This window comes from Teichococcus wenyumeiae (assembly GCF_003696345.1).
Lineage (GTDB): Bacteria > Pseudomonadota > Alphaproteobacteria > Acetobacterales > Acetobacteraceae > Pseudoroseomonas > Pseudoroseomonas wenyumeiae.
In genome coordinates this window covers 22,916-40,688 of sequence record NZ_RFLX01000008.1, presented here as the reverse complement: position 1 = coordinate 40,688, position 17,773 = coordinate 22,916, and the positions used below count along the sequence as shown (strand labels likewise).

The 17,773-nt window shown below is 68.7% G+C and carries 17 protein-coding genes; 11 read left to right on the top strand and 6 right to left on the bottom strand.

The window, feature by feature from the left end; all coding sequences use genetic code 11:
- The first annotated feature begins 91 nt into the window (after window positions 1-91).
- Window positions 92-1,009, top strand: a complete 918-nt coding sequence (locus EBE87_RS12475) for a methyltransferase domain-containing protein (protein ID WP_147426039.1) — start codon at window positions 92-94, stop codon at window positions 1,007-1,009.
- A gap of 86 nt (window positions 1,010-1,095) precedes the next feature.
- Window positions 1,096-1,884 carry a class II aldolase/adducin family protein gene (locus EBE87_RS12470; RefSeq protein WP_120638151.1) on the top strand — a complete coding sequence of 263 codons (789 nt, stop codon included), beginning with the start codon at window positions 1,096-1,098 and terminating at the stop codon, window positions 1,882-1,884.
- Between the two features lie 84 nt (window positions 1,885-1,968).
- Here EBE87_RS12470 and EBE87_RS12465 read toward each other — a convergent pair whose 3' ends face one another.
- Window positions 1,969-2,415 (bottom strand): PRC-barrel domain-containing protein, encoded by a 447-nt coding sequence (locus tag EBE87_RS12465; protein WP_120638152.1) that lies wholly within the window; start codon window positions 2,413-2,415, stop codon window positions 1,969-1,971.
- A 129-nt stretch (window positions 2,416-2,544) separates the two neighbouring features.
- Complete coding sequence (locus EBE87_RS12460; RefSeq protein ID WP_120638153.1) at window positions 2,545-3,552, bottom strand: Bug family tripartite tricarboxylate transporter substrate binding protein; 1,008 nt, start codon at window positions 3,550-3,552, stop codon at window positions 2,545-2,547.
- Between the two features lie 163 nt (window positions 3,553-3,715).
- Here EBE87_RS12460 and EBE87_RS12455 point away from each other — a divergent pair, with 163 nt between their 5' ends.
- The 4 genes from EBE87_RS12455 (at window position 3,716) to EBE87_RS12440 (ending at window position 9,007) form a co-directional block, all read left to right on the top strand.
- A complete protein-coding gene (locus EBE87_RS12455) occupies window positions 3,716-5,458 on the top strand; it encodes a glucan ABC transporter ATP-binding protein/ permease (RefSeq protein ID WP_120638154.1) in 1,743 nt (580 codons plus the stop codon).
- Window positions 5,459-5,591: 133 nt separating this feature from the next.
- Window positions 5,592-7,544: a threonine--tRNA ligase gene (gene thrS, locus EBE87_RS12450; RefSeq protein ID WP_120638155.1), complete on the top strand. Its 1,953-nt coding sequence runs from the start codon at window positions 5,592-5,594 to the stop codon at window positions 7,542-7,544.
- A 55-nt stretch (window positions 7,545-7,599) separates the two neighbouring features.
- Entirely contained in the window at window positions 7,600-8,139 is a 540-nt protein-coding gene (gene infC, locus EBE87_RS12445; protein ID WP_120638156.1) for a translation initiation factor IF-3, read from the top strand.
- 139 nt (window positions 8,140-8,278) lie between these two features.
- On the top strand, window positions 8,279-9,007 hold the full coding sequence (locus EBE87_RS12440; protein ID WP_122140015.1) for an SH3 domain-containing protein: 729 nt from the start codon (window positions 8,279-8,281) through the stop codon (window positions 9,005-9,007).
- Window positions 9,008-9,024: 17 nt separating this feature from the next.
- Here the strand turns inward: EBE87_RS12440 and EBE87_RS12435 are convergent, their stop codons facing one another.
- Window positions 9,025-10,164 carry a class I SAM-dependent methyltransferase gene (locus EBE87_RS12435; RefSeq protein ID WP_120639613.1) on the bottom strand — a complete coding sequence of 380 codons (1,140 nt, stop codon included), beginning with the start codon at window positions 10,162-10,164 and terminating at the stop codon, window positions 9,025-9,027.
- 115 nt (window positions 10,165-10,279) lie between these two features.
- Here EBE87_RS12435 and guaA point away from each other — a divergent pair, with 115 nt between their 5' ends.
- A complete protein-coding gene (gene guaA, locus EBE87_RS12430; RefSeq protein ID WP_120639612.1) occupies window positions 10,280-11,854 on the top strand; it encodes a glutamine-hydrolyzing GMP synthase in 1,575 nt (524 codons plus the stop codon).
- Window positions 11,855-11,858: 4 nt separating this feature from the next.
- Window positions 11,859-12,365 carry a DUF1993 domain-containing protein gene (locus EBE87_RS12425; RefSeq protein ID WP_120639611.1) on the top strand — a complete coding sequence of 169 codons (507 nt, stop codon included), beginning with the start codon at window positions 11,859-11,861 and terminating at the stop codon, window positions 12,363-12,365.
- Window positions 12,366-12,406: 41 nt separating this feature from the next.
- Here EBE87_RS12425 and EBE87_RS29685 read toward each other — a convergent pair whose 3' ends face one another.
- Window positions 12,407-12,643, bottom strand: coding sequence for a LysR substrate-binding domain-containing protein (locus EBE87_RS29685; protein ID WP_233553327.1), 237 nt, complete (start codon window positions 12,641-12,643; stop codon window positions 12,407-12,409).
- Between the two features lie 340 nt (window positions 12,644-12,983).
- On the opposite strand from EBE87_RS29685, the gene EBE87_RS12415 reads away from it, so the two are divergent.
- From EBE87_RS12415 to EBE87_RS12405, 3 genes are all read left to right on the top strand, one after another.
- Complete coding sequence (locus tag EBE87_RS12415; RefSeq protein WP_120639610.1) at window positions 12,984-14,195, top strand: putative DNA modification/repair radical SAM protein; 1,212 nt, start codon at window positions 12,984-12,986, stop codon at window positions 14,193-14,195.
- A complete protein-coding gene (locus tag EBE87_RS12410) occupies window positions 14,195-15,622 on the top strand; it encodes a UdgX family uracil-DNA binding protein (protein WP_120639609.1) in 1,428 nt (475 codons plus the stop codon). Before EBE87_RS12415 ends, EBE87_RS12410 begins: the two co-directional genes overlap by 1 nt.
- Window positions 15,623-15,685: 63 nt before the next feature.
- Window positions 15,686-15,895 (top strand): hypervirulence associated TUDOR domain-containing protein, encoded by a 210-nt coding sequence (locus tag EBE87_RS12405; RefSeq protein WP_120639608.1) that lies wholly within the window; start codon window positions 15,686-15,688, stop codon window positions 15,893-15,895.
- 10 nt (window positions 15,896-15,905) lie between these two features.
- Here EBE87_RS12405 and EBE87_RS12400 read toward each other — a convergent pair whose 3' ends face one another.
- Both EBE87_RS12400 and EBE87_RS12395 read right to left on the bottom strand, forming a co-directional pair.
- Entirely contained in the window at window positions 15,906-16,691 is a 786-nt protein-coding gene (locus tag EBE87_RS12400; protein ID WP_120639607.1) for an SDR family NAD(P)-dependent oxidoreductase, read from the bottom strand.
- 17 nt (window positions 16,692-16,708) lie between these two features.
- Window positions 16,709-17,716, bottom strand: coding sequence for a Bug family tripartite tricarboxylate transporter substrate binding protein (locus EBE87_RS12395; protein WP_120639606.1), 1,008 nt, complete (start codon window positions 17,714-17,716; stop codon window positions 16,709-16,711).
- Window positions 17,717-17,773: the final 57 nt, after the last annotated feature.

Genomic DNA, 17,773 nt, shown 5'->3' with positions numbered 1-17,773 from the left:
CGCCATCCCCATTCCGTGATGGCGTCGCAACGATATTGACGCGGGCCGGGTGGGGCGCGATGAGCAGGAGCCTCTCTTGGAGGTTTCCGGCATGCCGCATCTCGCCTGCCCGGTATGTCACGCCCCGCTGGCCGATGCCGGCCTGGAGCGTGGATGCCCCGGCTGCAGCCGGCGTTATCCAGCGGTCGGTGGCGTGCCCGTGCTGCTGAACGAGGCCAACAGCGTCTTCCGCACGGCCGATTACCTGGAAGGCCAGGGCTATGAAGGCGCCAGCGGCTATGACGGCTCGGCGGACCGCACCGGCGGCCTTCGCCGCCTCTACCGCCATTTCGCGCAGGGCCTGTCCGAAGCCCCGGTGCCGGGCGGCAGCGCCTTCGACCCCATGGACATCATCCTGGCGGAGCGGCCGGAGGCCGAGGTGCTGGTGATCGGCTCCGGCGAGCGGGAGCTGCCCGGGCGCGTCACCTATACCGACGTGGCCATGGCGCGGAACATCGCCTGCATCTGCGACGCCCATGACCTGCCTTTCGAGGATGCCTCCTACGACGCCGTCTTCGCCGAGGCGGTGCTGGAGCATGTCTGCGACCCGCAGCGGGTGGTGGCCGAGATCATCCGCGTGCTGAAGCCGGGTGGCTTCGTCTATGCCGTGACCCCCTTCCTGCAGCCGGTGCACATGGGCGCCCATGACTTCACCCGCTTCACCTATCTCGGGCACCGCCGGCTGTTCCGGCAGTTCGACGACCTGGGCAGCGGCATGATGGGCGGCCCTGGCTATTCCGCCATTCATCTGCTGCGCAACCTCTTCACCGGCATCACGGACCGGCACCGCCCGCGCTCTGTGCTGCGGCTGATGGCGCTGCTGCTGACCTGGCCGATGCGCTACCTTGACCCGCTGCTCTCGCGCACCGAAGCCTCCTATAACGCTGCCTGCGCCTGCTACTTCCTGGGCCGCAAGCGGGAAGCGCCGATCCCGGACCGCGAGATCCTGGCCTTCTTCCGCGGGCATTGATCCCGCCCGCGCCTCGCGCTTTTCCGATTGACGCCGGGCGGTGGGGGGTCTGTCATTCCGCGGCCGCGAAGATGAGGATCAGCCCGATGAATATCGCCACCCCGCCCGCCCGGATCAACTGCTCCGAGGAGGAGTGGCGCATCCGCTGCGACCTCGCCGCGCTCTACCGGCTCGTTGCGCACCACAAGATGACGGACTTCATCTACACGCATATCAGCGCCCGCGTGCCAGGGCCCGAGCACCACTTCCTGATCAACAAGTATGGCGTGCTCTTCCACGAGATGCGGGCCTCCGATCTCGTGAAGATCGACCTCAACGGCAATGTGGTGGAGGACGAGCCGGAATCGAAGCCGGTCAATGCCGCCGGCTTCACGATCCATTCCGCCCTGCACATGGCGCGGGAGGATGCCTTCTGCGTGGTGCATACCCATACCGCCGCCGGCATCGCCGTCTCCGCCCAGAAGCACGGGCTGCTGCCGATCAGCCAGCACGCGCTGAAGTTCTACGGCCACCTCGCTTACCACGGCTACGAGGGCATCGCGCTCGACCTCGATGAGCGGGAGCGGCTGGTGGCGGATATCGGCAGCCACAAGGCGATGATCCTGCGCAACCACGGCCTGTTGGTCACGGGGCGCACCATCCCCGAGGCCTTCAACATGATCTATTATCTGGAGCGCGCCTGCCAGGCGCAGGTGGCCGCCCTGGCCGGCGGCGCCGAGCTGGTGCTGCCGCCCGAGGACGTGCGGCTGAAGACCGCCGCCCAGTTCAACGGCAACACGCCGGAAGAGAACGAGGCCAAGCTGGCCCATTTCGAATGGTCCTGGCCCACCGCGCTCCGCCTGATCGAGGGTGACAAGATCGACTGGCGCAGCTGAGGCGATGACGCCGGCCGCGCCCAGAGGCCCGGCCGGCAAAGCAGGCCCTTGGCCCTGCATGCCGGCCGGCGTCGTCTTCCAGCTTTATTTGCTGCTGCTCTTGTAGCTGTAGGCCGGCGCATTCTTCAGCTCGTCCTGGGTCATATCGACCGTGCCCTTCAGGTTGCTGCCATCCCGCTGGATGGTCACCGCTGAGGGGTTCAGGACAACGTGGCGCTCTCCCATGCCGAGAAAGCCGCCGACGCTGACGACGATGCCGGTCACCGTCTTGCCGTTGTCGATCACCAGGTCCTCGATCTCACCGATCGTCTGTCCCTGCTTGTTGATCAGCTGGATGTCATCATATTCCTCGGCCATCACGTCCGTTGGCTTCACCGTGGCGAACTTGCCGCCCGGTGTGGTCGTGGTGATCGTGGTCGTGGTGCTGCCGGGCGCGGTGCCCGGTGTGCCGGCACCGGGCGTAGTGCCCTGGGCCATGGCTCCGCCGGCGATACCAATGCTCAGTAGAGCTACACAAATGGCCTGACGCATGGCGGGCTCCTCGGTGTTATGTCGCGAGGAACTCAACGCGGACCCACCAGCCCGGTTTAAGGGCCGCTCATCAAACCCTTGTTGAAGAGGGCCGGAGAGGAGGCGTCTCCTCCCCGGCGGTGACGGGTGTCAGCCGTCGACCTTGGCGCCGGAGCGGCGCACCACCTCGGCCCACTTCTTGACCTCGGCATCCACGAAGGCCTCAAAGGCCTCGGGGCTGGTGCCGCCATCGGGCGTCAGGTCCGGCTTCATGCCGCCGAGATCGGCCAGCCTCGCCCAGACCTCCTTGTCCTGCACCACCGCGTTGATGGTGGCGCCCAGCTTGTCCACGATGGGCTTGGGCGTCTTCTTCGGCGCCTGCACGCCGAACCAGCCGGTGGCCTCGACGCCCGGCAGCCCTTCCTCGGCCGTGGTGGGCACGTCCGGCAGGGCGGCGCTGCGCACCGCGGTGGTCACCGCCAGCGCCTTCAGCCGGCCGTCGCGGATATGGCCGATGGCGGAAGGCAGGTTGTCCACGGCCACCTCGATGCGCCCGGCCATCACCTCCGCCAGCATCGGCCCGGCGCCCTTGTAGGGCACGTGGGTCATGTCGATGCCCGCTTCCAGCTTCAGCAGCTCCCCCGCCATGTGCAGCGAGGTGCCGGCGCCGGAGGAGCCGTGGTTGAGCTGGCCGGGCTTGGACTTGGCCAGGGCCACCAGCTCCCGCAGGTTCTTCACCGGCAGGTTCGGGTTCACGAAGATGACGTTGGGAACCTTGATGAGCAGCCCGACATTGGCGAGGTCGGAGGGCTTGTAGCCGATCTGCCCGGCATAGAGCGCGTAGTTGATGGCGCCGGAGGAGACCGTCTGCATCAGGATGCTGTAGCCATCCGCCTCGGCCTTTGCGACCACGTCGCTGCCGATATTGCCGCCGGCACCGGCGCGGTTCTCGATGGGGAAGGGCTGGCCCAGCCGGTGCTGCAGCTGCTCCGCCAGGATGCGCGCGGCGATGTCGGTGGTGCCGGCCGGGGCGAAGGGCACGACGAACCGGACAGGGCGGGTCGGCCACTGGCCCTGGGCCTGCGCCAGGCCCGGAAGGGTGGCAAGGGGGAGGAGGCCGGCGGCGCCGAGGAAGGCGCGGCGGTGCAGCTTCAGCATGAATATCTCCTTGGACGTCGGAAACCCCGAAGGTCTGTTTTGCCTTCGTCTTGCGATCCGGTTGCCCTGTTCCTGCCGCATCGTTGTGGTCTCTTGCAAGGGTCGCGACGCATGGCGGGTTTTTTTGGGCCGCTGCCGGTCGCCGGGGATCACGGAAGCAATCATGGGTTTCTTCAAGGTCTATGCGCGCGTGCTCGGGATGCTCAAGCCCGACCGCGCCGTGGCATCGAGCCTGGCATTGGTCGCCCTGGTCGGTGCGGCCCTTCAGTTCCTGGAGCCAGTGCTCTTCGGCCGGGTGATCGACCTGCTCTCCCACTCGGACAGGTCGACAATGGGCGTGCTGCTCTTCTGGGGCGGCGTGGGCCTGGCCGGCATCGGCTGCAGCGCCGCCATCGCGCTGCAGGCCGACCGCATGGCCAACCGCAACCGGATGGCGGTGATGCACCGCTACTACCAGCATGTGCTGGCCATGCCGCCGGCCTTCCATGGCGATACCCAGTCCGGCCGCCTGATGAAGGTGATGCTGGTGGGGGCCGACAATCTCTTCGGCCTCTGGCTCTCCTTTTTCCGGGACCACCTGATCACGGCGCTGGCCGCCGGCATCCTGCTGCCGCTGAGCCTGGTGCTGAACTGGCGCCTGGGCCTGCTGCTGGTGGCGCTGGTGGTGCTGTTCTGCGCCGTCGCCGCCTTTGTCATCTCCCGCACGCATGAGCGGCAGGCGGAGGTGGAGGCGCTGCATTCCAAACTGGCCGGCAATGCGCAGGACGCGCTCTCCAATATCCTGGTGGTGCAGTCCTTCGCCCGCCTGCAGGCGGAAGCGAAGCTCTTCGGCAGCATCGCGCAGGAGGTGCTGGAGCGTCAGATGCCGGTGCTGAACTGGTGGGCGGTGATGTCCGTCATGACGCGCTCGGCCAGCACGCTCTGCGTCATGGCCATCTTCGCGATGGGCGCCTGGCTGAACGGCCAGGGGCTGGCCAGCGTGGGTGAGATCGTCTCCTTCATGGGCTTCGCCCTGCTGCTGATCGGCCGGCTGGAAGGGCTGGTCGGCTTCGTGGCGCGGCTGGTGCTGCAGAAGCCGGCGCTGGAGGAGATGTTCGCGGTGATCGACACCGAAAGCAGCGTGCCGGACCGCCCCCATGCCATCGCCATGGGCCGGGTGCGGGGCGAGGTGGAGTTCCAGGATGTGGGCTTCGCCTATCCCAATACCCGCGCCACCATCTCCGCCGTCAGCTTCAAGGCCGAGGCGGGGCGCAGCATCGCCCTGGTGGGCCATACCGGCGCGGGCAAGAGCACGGCCATGGCGCTGCTGCAGCGGCTGTGGGACCCGACCACGGGGCGCATCAGCATCGATGGCGTGGACCTGCGGGACATGACGCTGGACAGCCTGCGGCAGAACATCGGCGTGGTGTTCCAGGACAACCTGCTGTTCAACCGCACCATCCGGGAGAACCTGCTGGTCGGCCGCCCCGACGCGACGCAGGAGGAAATCGAGCAGGCCTGCCGCATGGCCGAGGCGCATGACTTCATCCTGCGCCAGCCCAAGGGCTACGACACCCCGGTGGGCGAGCGCGGCGTGGCGCTCTCGGGCGGGCAGAAGCAGCGGCTGGCGATCGCCCGCGCGCTGCTGAAGAACCCGCCCATCCTGATCCTGGACGAGGCCACCAGCGCGCTGGACGCCGCCACCGAGGCGCGGGTGCAGAAGGCGCTGAAGGCCCTGATGGCGGGGCGGACCACCTTCATCATCGCCCACCGGCTTTCCACCATCCGCGAGGCCGACGAGATCCTGGTCTTCGAAGCCGGCAAGGTGGTCGAGCGTGGCGATTTCGACAGCCTGGTCCGCCGCGGCGGCGTCTTCGCCGAGCTGGTGCGCAGCCAGATGCCGGCCCCGCTGGCCCTGGTGGCCTGAGGCCCGAAGCGGCCGGGGGGCACTGCCACCCGGCTGCGTCAAGGCTTCCATCACCCTTTATGCGTTGACGGCGCGGGCCGTGGCCCGCATGGTCCGCGCCCCCATCCCTCCGTTGAAACGGAAGTGCATACCGATGCCTGCGATCACGCTGCCTGACCAGTCCGTCCGCCAGTTCGACGGGGCTGTGACGGGCACGACCGTGGCCGCCAGCATCGGCCCCGGCCTCGCCAAGGCCGCGCTGGCCATGCAGGTGGACGGCAAGCTGCGCGACCTCTCGGCCAATATCGAGGGCGACGCCCAGGTCCGCTTCATCACCCGCAAGGATGCCGAGGCGCTGGAGATGATCCGGCACGACGCCGCCCATGTGCTGGCGGAGGCGGTGCAGGAGCTGTTCCCCGGCACCCAGGTGACGATCGGCCCGTCCATCGAGAACGGCTTCTATTACGACTTCGCGCGCAACGAGCCCTTCACCCCGGACGACCTGCCGAAGATCGAGGCGAAGATGCGCGAGATCGTCTCGCGGAACGCGAGCTTCCTGCGGGAGGAATGGCCGCGCGAGCAGGCCATCGCCTTCTTCGAGAACAAGGGCGAGCGCTACAAGGCCGAGCTGATCCGCGACCTGCCGGAAAGTGAGACCATCTCGATCTACCGCCAGGGCGAGTGGCTGGACCTTTGCCGTGGCCCGCATATGCGCTCCACCGGTGATATCGGCGGCGCCTTCAAGCTGATGAAGGTGGCGGGCGCCTATTGGCGCGGCGACCACCGCAACGCCATGCTGAGCCGCATCTACGGCACCGCCTGGCGGGACCAGAAGGAGCTGGACGCCTATCTCCACCAGCTGGAGGAGGCCGAGCGCCGCGACCACCGCCGCATCGGCAAGGAGATGGGCCTCTTCCACCTGCAGGAGGAAGCGGCGGGCTCCATCTTCTGGCACCCCAAGGGCTGGCGCCTCTACACCACGGTGCAGGACTATATGCGCCGCCGCCTGGATGCCGGTGGCTACCAGGAGGTGAAGACCCCGCAGCTGCTGGACCGCAAGCTGTGGGAAGCCTCCGGCCATTGGGAGAAGTACCGGGAGAACATGTTCCTCGCGACCGTCGATGACGAGTCGGAGAAGGACCGCATCCTGGCGCTGAAGCCCATGAACTGCCCCTGCCATGTGCAGATTTTTAATCATGGCCTGCGCTCCTACCGGGAGCTGCCGATGCGGATGGCGGAGTTCGGCGCTTGCCACCGCTACGAGCCCTCCGGCGCCCTGCACGGCATCATGCGCGTCCGCGCTTTCACGCAGGACGACGCGCATATCTTCTGCACCGAGGAGCAGATCGCGGCCGAGACGGTCGAGTTCGTGGCGCTGCTGTCGCGGATCTACAAGGATTTCGGCTTCAGCGACTTCCGCGTGAAGTTCTCCGACCGTCCCGAGAAGCGGGCGGGCGACGACGCAACCTGGGACCGCTCCGAGGGCGCGCTGAAGGAAGCCTGCCGCATCGCCGGCGTGGAATACGAGCTGAACCCGGGCGAGGGCGCCTTCTACGGCCCCAAGCTGGAATTCGTGCTGCGGGACGCCATCGGCCGCGACTGGCAGTGCGGCACCCTGCAGGTGGACTTCGTGCTGCCGGAGCGCCTGGACGCCGTCTATGTGGGCGAGGACGGCAACCGCCACCGCCCCGTGATGCTCCACCGCGCCATCCTGGGCAGCTTCGAGCGCTTCCTGGGCATCCTGATCGAGGAACATGCCGGGCGCTTCCCGCTCTGGCTGGCCCCGGTGCAGGTGGCGGTGGCGACCATCGTCGACGAGGCCGCGCCCTTCGCCAGGGACGTGGCCGCTGCCTTCCGCAAGGCCGGGCTCTCGGTCGAGCTGGATCTGCGCAACGAGAAGATCAACCGCAAGGTGGTCGACCATATCGAGCAGCGGGTGCCCGTGCTGGCCGTGATCGGCCGGCGGGAGGCCGAGGAAGGCAAGGTGGTGCTGCGCCGCCTGCCGGGCCGCGAGCAGGTCACGATGACGCTGGCCGAAGCGGTCGAAGCCCTTGCGGCGGAAGCCGCCGCACCCGATCTAAGGCCGGTTGAGGTTGCAGTTCCCTGAGGACTGCACCATAACTATGCCCCAAAATTCGTTCCCACAGTGACAGGAGCCGACTCTGGCCCGAGGCCCTCTACCGAACCAGCTTCCCCCCCGCGACGGACCGCGGGTGAATGAAGACATCCGCGTCCCTCAGGTGCGCCTGATCGACGAGGAAGGCGAAATGATCGGCGTGATGAGCGCCCGTGAGGCCCTGCTGCGCGCCTATGACGCCGGCATGGACCTGCTCGAGATCAGCCCGAACGCCGTCCCGCCGGTCTGCAAGATCACCGACTACGGCAAGTACAAGTACGAGCAGCAGAAGAAGGCCAACGAGGCCCGCAAGAAGCAGAAGATCGTCGAGATCAAGGAAATCAAGGTTCGCCCGAACATTGATGACCACGACTACGACGTGAAGATGCGCGCGGCCAAGGGCTTCCTGGAGGAAGGCGACAAGGTGAAGGTCACCCTGCGCTTCCGTGGCCGCGAGATGGCCCACCAGGATCTCGGCGCCAAGGTGCTGGAGCGCGTCCGGACCGAGCTGGCCGAGCTGGCCAAGGTCGAGCAGATGCCGCGCCTGGAAAACCGCCAGATGATCATGGTGCTGGCGCCCAAGTAAGGCGCCAGCCGACCGGTCCCGGTTCTCATCGCCCGGCCAGCCGCGAGGTTGGCCGGGCGATGGCGTTTTTCGGCCCGTTCCTCGCCGCAAAGACGCTCCATTCCTGGCGTTAACAGGGCCTGGAATAAGGAGGATCGCCATGCCGAACCGTTCTGGAGCATCGCGCGGCCTGTTGGCCGGGCTGGCCCTTTCGGCTGTCTTGCTGGCGCCGGCCATGGCGTGGGCGGCGCCCGCCTTTGTGACCTCCGGCCTGAACATGCGGGCGGGCCCCGGCACCGAGTATCCCGTGGTCGCCCAGCTGGAGCCGGGCGTGCAGGTGGAGGTGCTGGGCTGCCTGGATGGCTATGTCTGGTGCGATGTCGCCATCGGCAACGACCGTGGCTGGGTGGCCGGCAGCTATCTGCAGGCGCCCTATTACGAGAGGCGGGAGCCTCTCGTGAGCGTCGGCCCGGCCATCGGCCTGCCGATCATCGGCTTCACCTTCGGCAACTACTGGGATTCCTACTACCGCAACCGGCCCTGGTATCGTGAGCGCGGCCGGTGGGAGCGTTTGCCGCCCCCGCCTCCGCCGCGCCGCGCCTACGGCCCGCCGCCGGGCGGGCCCGGTCCTGGCTGGCGGCATGAGGGGCGGGGGCCTGACTGGCGCGGCCCCGACCATCGTCCTGGCTGGGATGGGCCGCGGCCGAATGGCGGGCCGGGCGGTCCTGGCCCCGGCTTCCGGCCGGATCGTGGTCCGGGCGGCGGCCCTGGCGGTCCGCCGCACGGCGGGCCCGGTGGCCCGGGTGGTCCCGGCGGCCCGCCGCATGGTGGGCCGGGTGGGCATGGCGGGCCGGGTGGCCCGCCGGGCGACCGGCGCGGCCCCGGCTAGGGGCCACGCCAGGCGCCTCAGTCCCGCCGTGCCAGCAGCACCATGGCTTCGGCATGGGCGGGGCCGACGAGGCGCCCCAACTCCCGCAGGCTGTCCAGGATGCCCTCGTCCTGGACATCGCCCGCCACCGGCAGCAGCACGCCATCAGCCCGCAGCGGCTGGAAGCCGGCGGCGCGCAGCATTCCCATCGCCTCGGCCAAAGTGAAGCCGGCCTCCGCCGCCGTGCCGGAGAGCCGGGCGATGCGCCGGTGCAGCGCCTCGCGGTTGTCCAGGCTCAGGAACAGCAGGCCACCGGGGCGCAGATGCGCGGCGGCGCGTGCCAGCAGGCCGGCGGCGGCATCCGCGCCCTGCGGTAGGGCATCCACCAGCAGCACGGCATCGAAGGCGGGCTCGGAGAGCGCCAGGCTGGCCGGGTCCGCCACCGTGAAGCGGAAATTCGGCAGGCCGGCATGGGCCGCCTGGGCCTGTTCCACCTTGTCCGCGGCCGCATCGACGCCGAGCACCTTGGATTCACTGAAGGCCCCGATGAAGCGGCCGGTGCCGCAGCCGAGGTCCAGCACCCGCTGGCCGGGCACATCCGCCACCATGTCCCGCAGCAGCCGCAGCACTTCCTGCTGGCGCAGCCGCTCCAGCACGCTGCCGGCGACGGCGGGTTTCGGGGCCGGCTGCGCGGGCGCGGAGACCGGCGGCAGTTCAGGCTCGGCCCGGGGCGGCTCGGGCTGCACAGGCTCCACCACGGGCGCGGGCGCGGGGGCCTCTGGCTCCGGCTCCGGCTCCGGCTCGGCCGGTGCCGCGGCGGCCTCGCGCTTCGGCAGCACGTTCAGCAGCGCCTTGGCGTGGTTCGAATCGCTCACGTCGCTCATCGCGAAGCCGGGCTCGCGCGCGAAGACCACGAAAACATCGTTGGCGAAGACCGGTACCGACCAGGAGGTCAGGTCCCGCATGAATTCGGTGTCCAGCTTCCCGACCATGCCCTTGTGGATCACCACCCAGGCATAGGCCGGCTCCTCGCCGCTGTTCTGCTGGCTGTAGGGGCGGACGAAAGGCAGTTCGTCGGCGAATTCATCGGGTGCCAGCGTGCGTTCACCCGGCCGCCGGCGCTCCAGGAGATACAGCAGGGTATCGTTCCAGGCACGGTCATCGGTCGGAAAGGGCATACGTGAAGGCTCCAGCCACTTATGAGTGGGGCGCAGGGTGCCGGGGCGTCCAGCGCGGATCAAGAGGGCGCCTTGCGTCTTGCACCGGAGGCAGGGTTGTGGTGCAAGCTGGCCCATGGTCGACCTGTCCTCCCAAGCCCTTCACCGCGATCGCATCCTCATCCTCGATTTCGGCAGCCAGGTGACGCAGCTCATCGCGCGCCGGGTGCGGGAATCCGGCGTCTATTGCGAAGTCTGGCCCTTCACCGCCGATGCCGAGCGCATCCGTGGCTTCGAGCCCCGCGGCATCATCCTCTCCGGCGGCCCCGCCAGCACCGTGGACGCGGGCAGCCCCCGCGCGCCGCAGATCGTCTTCGAGCTGGGCCTGCCGGTGCTGGGCATCTGCTATGGCCAGCAGACCATGTGCATGCAGCTCGGCGGCCTGGTGGAGAAGAGCGACCACCAGGAATACGGCCGCGCCTATGTGGATGTGCGCGAAGCCTGCGCCCTGACGCAGGATGTCTGGGCCCCCGGCGCCAAGGAACAGGTCTGGATGAGCCATGGCGACCGCGTCGCCCGGCTGCCCGAGGGCTTCCGCATCGTCGCAACCTCCGAGGGTGCGCCCTTCGCCATGGTGGCCGACGACAGCCGCCACTTCTACGGCATCCAGTTCCACCCCGAGGTGGTGCACACGCCGCATGGCGCGCAGCTTCTCAAGAACTTCACCCATGCCGTCTGCGGCTGCGAGGGCGACTGGACCATGGCGGCCTTCCGGGCCGAGGCCATCCAGCGCATCCGTGCCCAGGTCGGCTCCGGCAAGGTGATCTGCGGCCTGTCCGGCGGCGTCGATTCCTCCGTCGCCGCCGTGCTGATCCATGAGGCGATCGGCGATCAGCTCACCTGCATCTACGTGGACCACGGCCTGATGCGCGGCGGCGAGACGGAGCAGGTGGTGTCCACCTTCCGCGACCGCTTCAACATCAAGCTGGTGCATCGCGACGCCTCCGACCTCTTCCTCGGCCAGCTCGCCGGGGTCACGGATCCGGAAAAGAAGCGCAAGACCATCGGCCGGCTGTTCATCGAGGTCTTCGAGGAAGAGCAGGCCAAGATCGGCGGCGCCGACTTCCTGGCGCAGGGCACGCTCTACCCGGACGTGATCGAGAGCGTCTCGGCCACCGGTGGCCCCTCGGTCACCATCAAGTCGCACCACAATGTCGGCGGGCTGCCCGAGGGCATGCGGATGCAACTGGTCGAGCCGCTGCGCGACCTCTTCAAGGACGAGGTGCGCGAGCTGGGCCGCGAGTTGGGCATGCCGGAGGAGATCGTCGGCCGCCATCCTTTCCCTGGCCCCGGCCTGGCCATCCGCATCCCCGGCGAGGTGACGCGGGAGAAGGTGCAGATCCTACAGAAGGCCGACGCCATCTATCTGGAGGAGATCCGCGCCGCCGGGCTCTACGACGCCATCTGGCAGGCCTTCACGGTGCTGCTGCCGGTGAAGACCGTGGGCGTGATGGGCGATGGCCGCACCTATGACAGCGCCTGCGCCCTGCGCGCCGTGACCAGCACGGATGGCATGACGGCCGATGTCTATCCCTTCACCATGGAATTCCTGACGCGGGTGGCGGGGCGCATCGTCAACGAGGTGCGCGGCATCAACCGCGTCACCTACGACATCACGTCGAAGCCCCCCGGCACCATTGAGTGGGAATAAGCATTTGCCCGTCTCCCTCTACGACCTGACCGTCCCAGCCTTTCTGCGCGCCTTTGCCAATCTCTCCGCCATCCTGGAGAAGGGGCAGGCCTTCGCGGCGGCCGAGGGACGGGCGCCGGAGAGCCTGACGGAGGCGCGGCTGATCGCCGACATGGCGCCGCTGACCGCGCAGATCCAGCGCGCCAGCGACACTGCCAAGGGCGCGGTGGTGCGGCTGGGCGGGCTGGAGAACCCCAGCTTCCCCGACACGGAAAAGACCTTCGCCGAGATGCAGGAACGCATCGGCAAGACGGTGGCCTTCCTGAAATCGGTGGACCCCGCCGCGCTGGATGGCAAGGAGGAGGCCGAGGTGGTGCTGAAGGCGGGCGGCACCAGCCTGACCTTCACCGGCCGCGACTATGTGCTGAACTTCGTGCTGCCCAACTTCTACTTCCACGTCACCACCGCCTATGCCCTGCTGCGGCAGCAGGGCGTGCCGATCGGCAAGCGGGACTATCTCGGCCCGCTCTGAGGTTCAGGGCGGCGGGGCCAGCGCTGCGCGCAGCCGCGGCGTCATGAAGTCCAGGAAGGCCGCATCCGGCGGGGCATCCGCTCCCGCCCCAGGTAGAGGGCATGCACGGCCTCGGTATCCGTGATGGCATTGTCCAGCACGGATACCAGCCGGCGGGCTTCCAGGTCGGCACGGACATGGAATTCCCCTAGGCGCGTTAGCCCCAGGCCCAGCAGCGCCATGTGCCGCACCGTCTCGCCGTTGTTGGCGCGCAGCGTGCCATGCACCTCCCGGTCCACCAGCTTGCCGCTGCTGTGCAGCGGCCAGACGGCGGCGCGGCGTGCCGTGCTCCGCCAGATAGGCCGGGGGCGGCGACAATGCGCCGCCGCGGTTCCCCAGCGCCAGCAGGCTCGTTCTTTCGGCCGGGGAGATGACCGCGATCGCCGCCTGGTCAGCCCTCCGGGCCTGGCGCCGGCCTGGGACTGACAGACGGCAGGCCGGCCCTCCGCCGAAGCACGGATGGCGCGGGAAGTGGACCCGCGCATCGGCGCCAATATCCCGTCCCTGGGCCCGGCCTAGCGGTGCCTTGAAAACCCTGGATTCACGAACATATAGCGAACTCAGGGAAGAGGTGCCGGTTTGGACCAGACGCTCGTCAAGAAGCTGCGCATCCTGGCGGATGCCGCCAAGTATGATGCTTCCTGCTCTTCCTCCAATGCACCGAAACGGGCGGCGGGCGTCGATGGGCTGGGTTCCACCACCGGCAGCGGCATCTGCCATGCCTATACGCCGGATGGCCGCTGCGTCTCGCTGCTGAAGATCCTGCTGACCAACTATTGCCTGTTCGACTGCGCCTATTGCATCAACCGGCGGTCCTCGAATGTGGAGCGCGCGCGCTTCACGGTGGAGGAAGTGGTCGCGCTGACGGTCAACTTCTACAAGCGCAACTATATCGAGGGGCTCTTCCTCTCCTCCGGCGTCATCAAGTCTCCCGACTACACCATGGAGCAGATGATGCTGGTGGCGAAGACGCTGCGGCAGAAGCACGGTTTTGCCGGCTACATTCACCTCAAGGCCATCCCGGAGGCCAGCCCCTGGCTGGTGGAGCAGGCCGGGCTCTGGGCGGACCGGCTTTCCGTGAACCTGGAGCTGCCCTCGCAGCAGAGCCTGCAGCGCCTCGCGCCGGAAAAGGACGTGGACGGCATCCAGTCCACCATGGGTCAGGTCAAGGAGCGCATCGTCGAGGCCAAGGCCGAGCGCCGCCGCTTCTCGCCCGCCGGGCAGAGCACGCAGGTGATCGTCGGCGCCGACGACACGACCGACGAGGGCGTGCTGCGCGCCAGCGACACCATGTACCGGCGCTACGACCTCAGCCGCGTCTATTACTCCGCCTTCAGCCCTATCCCGGAGCCTTCGGTCATCCTGCCGCTGAAGCCGCCGCCCTTGCAGCGGGAGAACCGGCTGTATCAGGCGGACTGGCTGCTGCGGCACTACGGCTTCAGCGTGGACGAGATCGCCGAGGGCGGTGAGGGCGGCATGCTGGACCTGGAGATCGACCCCAAGCTGGCCTGGGCGCTGAAGAACCGCCACCGCTTCCCGGTGGACGTGAACACGGCGGACCGCGAGATGCTGCTGCGCGTGCCCGGCTTCGGCAAGCGCGCGGTGGACAAGATGGTCGCCGCCCGCCGCCACACCCGGCTGGGGCTGGAGGATCTGGCGCGGCTGACGCCGACGCTGAAGCGCGCGCGGCCCTTCATCATCGCCGAGGACCACAGCCCGCATGGGCTGACCGACCGCGCCGACCTGCGCGCCCGGCTGGCGCCGCCGGCGAAGCAGCTTTCGCTGTTCTGATGGCGCGCCACATCGCGCTGCGCGAGGGCGCGGATCTCGACAGCTTCCGCCAGGCCGCGCGCGGGCTGGTGGCCGAAGGCGTGCCACCGGAGGCGGTGACCTGGGGCTCCGATGCCGCGCCCGGCCTCTTTGCCGCCGAGGCGCCAGCCGATGCGCCGCCGCTCGCCCTGCCGCGTGCCGTGGCCGAGTTCATCCAGCCCGTGGTCTGCCACCGGGACCCGGAGCGCTACGGCCTGCTCTACGGCCTGATCTGGCGCAGCCTGCATGGGGAGCGCGCCCTGGCCGAGGTGTCCAGCGACCCGCTGGTGCACCGGCTGGAGCGGATGCGGAAGGCCATCCGCCGCGACCTGCACAAGATGCACGCCTTTGTTCGCTTCCGGCAGGTGGGCGACCCCGCCGAGGAACGCTTCACCGCCTGGTTCGAGCCCGAGCACTTTATTCTTGAAGCCACGGCGGACTTCTTCGTGGAACGCTTCCGCGCTCTGCGCTGGAGCATCGTCACGCCCATCGGCAGCCTGCACTGGGACCGGGAGGCCCTGCGCTTCGGCCCGCCCGGCACCCGCGCCGATGTGCCGGAAAGCGATGCCTTCGAGGAAGGCTGGCGCGGCTATTACGCCAGCATCTTCAACCCAGCGCGGGTGAACCCCACCGCCATGCGGGCGGAGATGCCGAAGAAATACTGGCACAACATGCCCGAGGCCGCGCTGATCCCGGACCTGATCCGCGAGGCGCCAGCCCGCACGCGGGAGATGATCGCCAAACAGGCCGCATTGCCGAAGCGGCGGGACCCGGCGCGCGCCGTGGAGAAGATGGCGCGGCAGGCGCCGCCGACCCTGGCCGCGTTGAACGCGTTGATCGCCGCCACCGACCCGCTGGTGCCCGGCGCCACCCGCGCCGTGCTGGGGGAGGGGCCGGAAGGCGCCACCATCGCCTTCGTGGGCGAGCAGCCGGGGGACCAGGAGGACCTTGCCGGCCGCTGCTTCATCGGCCCTGCCGGGCAGGTGCTGGACCGCGCCATGCAGGAAGCCGGCATCGACCGCGCGCGCTCCTACCTGACCAATGCGGTGAAGCACTTCAAGTTCGTGCAGCAGGGCAAGCGCCGCATCCACCAGTCCCCCACCACGGGCGAGGTGAAGCATTACCGCTGGTGGCTGAAGCAGGAGCTGGACTTCGTGAAGCCGAAGCTGGTGGTGGCGCTCGGTGGCAGCGCGGCCCTGGCCCTGACGGGGGAGGTGGTGCCGGTGATGCGGTATCGTGGCCGCGCGCGGTTCGAGGGTGGGCAGCCCGGCTACATCATGCCCCACCCTTCCTATCTGCTGCGCCTGCCGGACGAGGCCGCCAAGGCCCGGGCCTATGAGGATTTCGTGGCCGACCTGCGCGCCATCCGCGCCATGGCCGAGGAACTGGAGGCGGGCGCGGCGGCTTAGCCGTGTCATTGCCACCATGCCGCGCCCGCCGCGTTATCCGCCGGCAGGCAAAGGAGCGGCGCAATGGCCTCGAAGCTGAAGGCGGGCGACCATGTCGCCTGGAATACCTCGCAGGGCGAGACCCAGGGCAAGGTCGAGAAGAAGCTGACCGGCACGACCCATATCAAGGGCCATGTCGCCAAGGCATCGCCGGAAAACCCGGAATACCTGGTGAAGAGCGACAAGACCGGCGCCAAGGCTGCCCATAAGCCAAGCGAGTTGAAGAAGACCTGACGCCGCTTCGCTATGCCATGGCGAAGGGGTGGGTGGAGGTCAGCCCGCCATCCACCGCGTAAGCCTGGCCATTGACGAAGGAGGAACGGTCGGAGGCCAGGAACAGCGCCATCTCGGCGATTTCCTCCGGCATGCCGACGCGGCGCAGCGGCGTCAGGTGACCGAGCTTGTCCTCGGTGCCATTCGCCCGCGCCTTGTCGAAGATGAACTTGGTCATGGCGGTCTGGGTTCGGCCCGGGCAGATGGCATTCACGCGGATGCCGGTGCCGGCGAAGTCATTGGCCGCCGTCTGCGCCAGGCTGATGACGCCGGCCTTGGAAGCGGCATAGGCGCTGTGCCCCGCTCCGGCGCGCAGACCCGCCACCGAGGCGGTCAGCACGATGGAGCCGCCGCCCTGGCGGATCATGTGCGGCGCCGCTTCCCGGATGGCCAGGAAAGGCCCGACAAGGTTCACCCGCAGGATCTCGTTCCAGTATTCCACCGTCTGCTCGACAATGGGCGGGCGGCCGCCGGAAATGCCGGCATTGGCAAAGACGATGTCGACCCCGCCCCATTCGGCCACGCAGCGCTGTGTGAAGCCCTGTACCGCCGCCTCATCCCCCGCATCGGCGGCCATGGCCAGGGCGGTGCCGCCCTCCGCCACGATCAGTTGCGCCACGTCCTCCGCGGCCTCGGCGGTGCGGTCCAGGCACAGGACCTTCGCCCCCTCCCGCGCGAAGAGCAGCGCCGAGGCACGGCCGATGCCATTGCCCGCGCCTGTTACAATGGCGCGGCGGCCTTCCAGAGATCGTGTCATCGTCCGGTGCTCCCTGCTCAATCCAGCGTCAGGCCGATGCTGCGGATCAACTGGCCCCAGCTTTCGCGTTCCTGCCCGATCATCGCCGCGAAGGCCTCCGGGCCATTGGTTTCCAGCTGCGCGCCGACGGCCTGCATCTGGTCGCCCAGCGCGGCTTCCTGGAGGGCGATGCGCGAGGCTTCCAGGATGCGCGCCGTCACGGCATCCGGAATGCCGGCCGGCGCGAACAGTCCGAACCAATAAGGCTGCGCGATGCCGGGGAAGCCCGCCTCGTCGAAGGTCGGCACATCCGGCAGGGCACTGATCCGCTTCGGGCCGGTCACGGCCAGGGCGCGGATATTGCCGGCCTTCACCAGTTCCACATAGGCGGGCAGGCCGTCGAAGCCGATATCCACGTCGCCGCGCATCAGCCCCTGCTGCGCCTGGGTGCTGCCACGATAGGGCACGTCCTGCAGCCTGATCCCGAGCGCCTGCTGCATCCGCTCGCCGGAGAGATGGGCCACGGCGCCGCGGTTGGTGATGGTATAGGTCAGCGGCTCCTGCTTCCGCCGCTTGGCTTCCTCCACCACATCGGCCACCGAACGGAATGGCAGCTTCGGGTTGCAGTAGAGCGCGAGCTGCCCCCGCATCAGCAGCGTGATGGGCTGGAACTGCTCGGTGGTGAAGGGAAGCTTCTTGAAGAGATGCGGCACCACCGCATGGGTGGTGGAAGAGGTCAGCAGCAGCGTGTAGCCGTCCGGCCTGCTGCGGGAGACATATTCGGTGCCGATGATGGTGGTGGCACCAGGGCGGTTCTCGATCACCACCGGCTGGCCCAGCAGGCGCTGCATCGTGGGCGCCATGGCGCGGGCCAGGATATCGGGCTCGCCGCCCGCCGAGAAGGCGACGACGATGGTGACCGGCTTGTCGGGGTAGGACTGCGCCCAGGCCCTCGGCTGCGCCGCCAGGCCCATGGCCGTGCCCAGCAGCAGCGCGCGGCGCTTCACCCGCGGCCCGGCGGTGCCGGGCCAGGACCCTTCCTGCATTCTTTCTCTCCCCCGCCGGGCCTTCCGGCCCTGGCCTGCGCGCCGTGTTCGTCCGGC

What these genes read in the sequence shown, in the direction of transcription:
- EBE87_RS12405 (WP_120639608.1), top strand. Translation starts at nt 15,686, where the DNA reads ATGGCCTCGAAGCTGAAGGCGGGCGACCATGTCGCCTGGAATACCTCG.
- EBE87_RS12460 (WP_120638153.1), bottom strand. Translation starts at nt 3,552, where the DNA reads ATGCTGAAGCTGCACCGCCGCGCCTTCCTCGGCGCCGCCGGCCTCCTC.
- EBE87_RS12440 (WP_122140015.1), top strand. Translation starts at nt 8,279, where the DNA reads ATGCCGAACCGTTCTGGAGCATCGCGCGGCCTGTTGGCCGGGCTGGCC.
- EBE87_RS12455 (WP_120638154.1), top strand. Translation starts at nt 3,716, where the DNA reads ATGGGTTTCTTCAAGGTCTATGCGCGCGTGCTCGGGATGCTCAAGCCC.
- EBE87_RS12465 (WP_120638152.1), bottom strand. Translation starts at nt 2,415, where the DNA reads ATGCGTCAGGCCATTTGTGTAGCTCTACTGAGCATTGGTATCGCCGGC.
- guaA (WP_120639612.1), top strand. Translation starts at nt 10,280, where the DNA reads ATGGTCGACCTGTCCTCCCAAGCCCTTCACCGCGATCGCATCCTCATC.
- EBE87_RS12410 (WP_120639609.1), top strand. Translation starts at nt 14,195, where the DNA reads ATGGCGCGCCACATCGCGCTGCGCGAGGGCGCGGATCTCGACAGCTTC.
- EBE87_RS12435 (WP_120639613.1), bottom strand. Translation starts at nt 10,164, where the DNA reads ATGCCCTTTCCGACCGATGACCGTGCCTGGAACGATACCCTGCTGTAT.
- EBE87_RS12475 (WP_147426039.1), top strand. Translation starts at nt 92, where the DNA reads ATGCCGCATCTCGCCTGCCCGGTATGTCACGCCCCGCTGGCCGATGCC.
- EBE87_RS12470 (WP_120638151.1), top strand. Translation starts at nt 1,096, where the DNA reads ATGAATATCGCCACCCCGCCCGCCCGGATCAACTGCTCCGAGGAGGAG.
- EBE87_RS12395 (WP_120639606.1), bottom strand. Translation starts at nt 17,716, where the DNA reads ATGCAGGAAGGGTCCTGGCCCGGCACCGCCGGGCCGCGGGTGAAGCGC.
- EBE87_RS12400 (WP_120639607.1), bottom strand. Translation starts at nt 16,691, where the DNA reads ATGACACGATCTCTGGAAGGCCGCCGCGCCATTGTAACAGGCGCGGGC.
- thrS (WP_120638155.1), top strand. Translation starts at nt 5,592, where the DNA reads ATGCCTGCGATCACGCTGCCTGACCAGTCCGTCCGCCAGTTCGACGGG.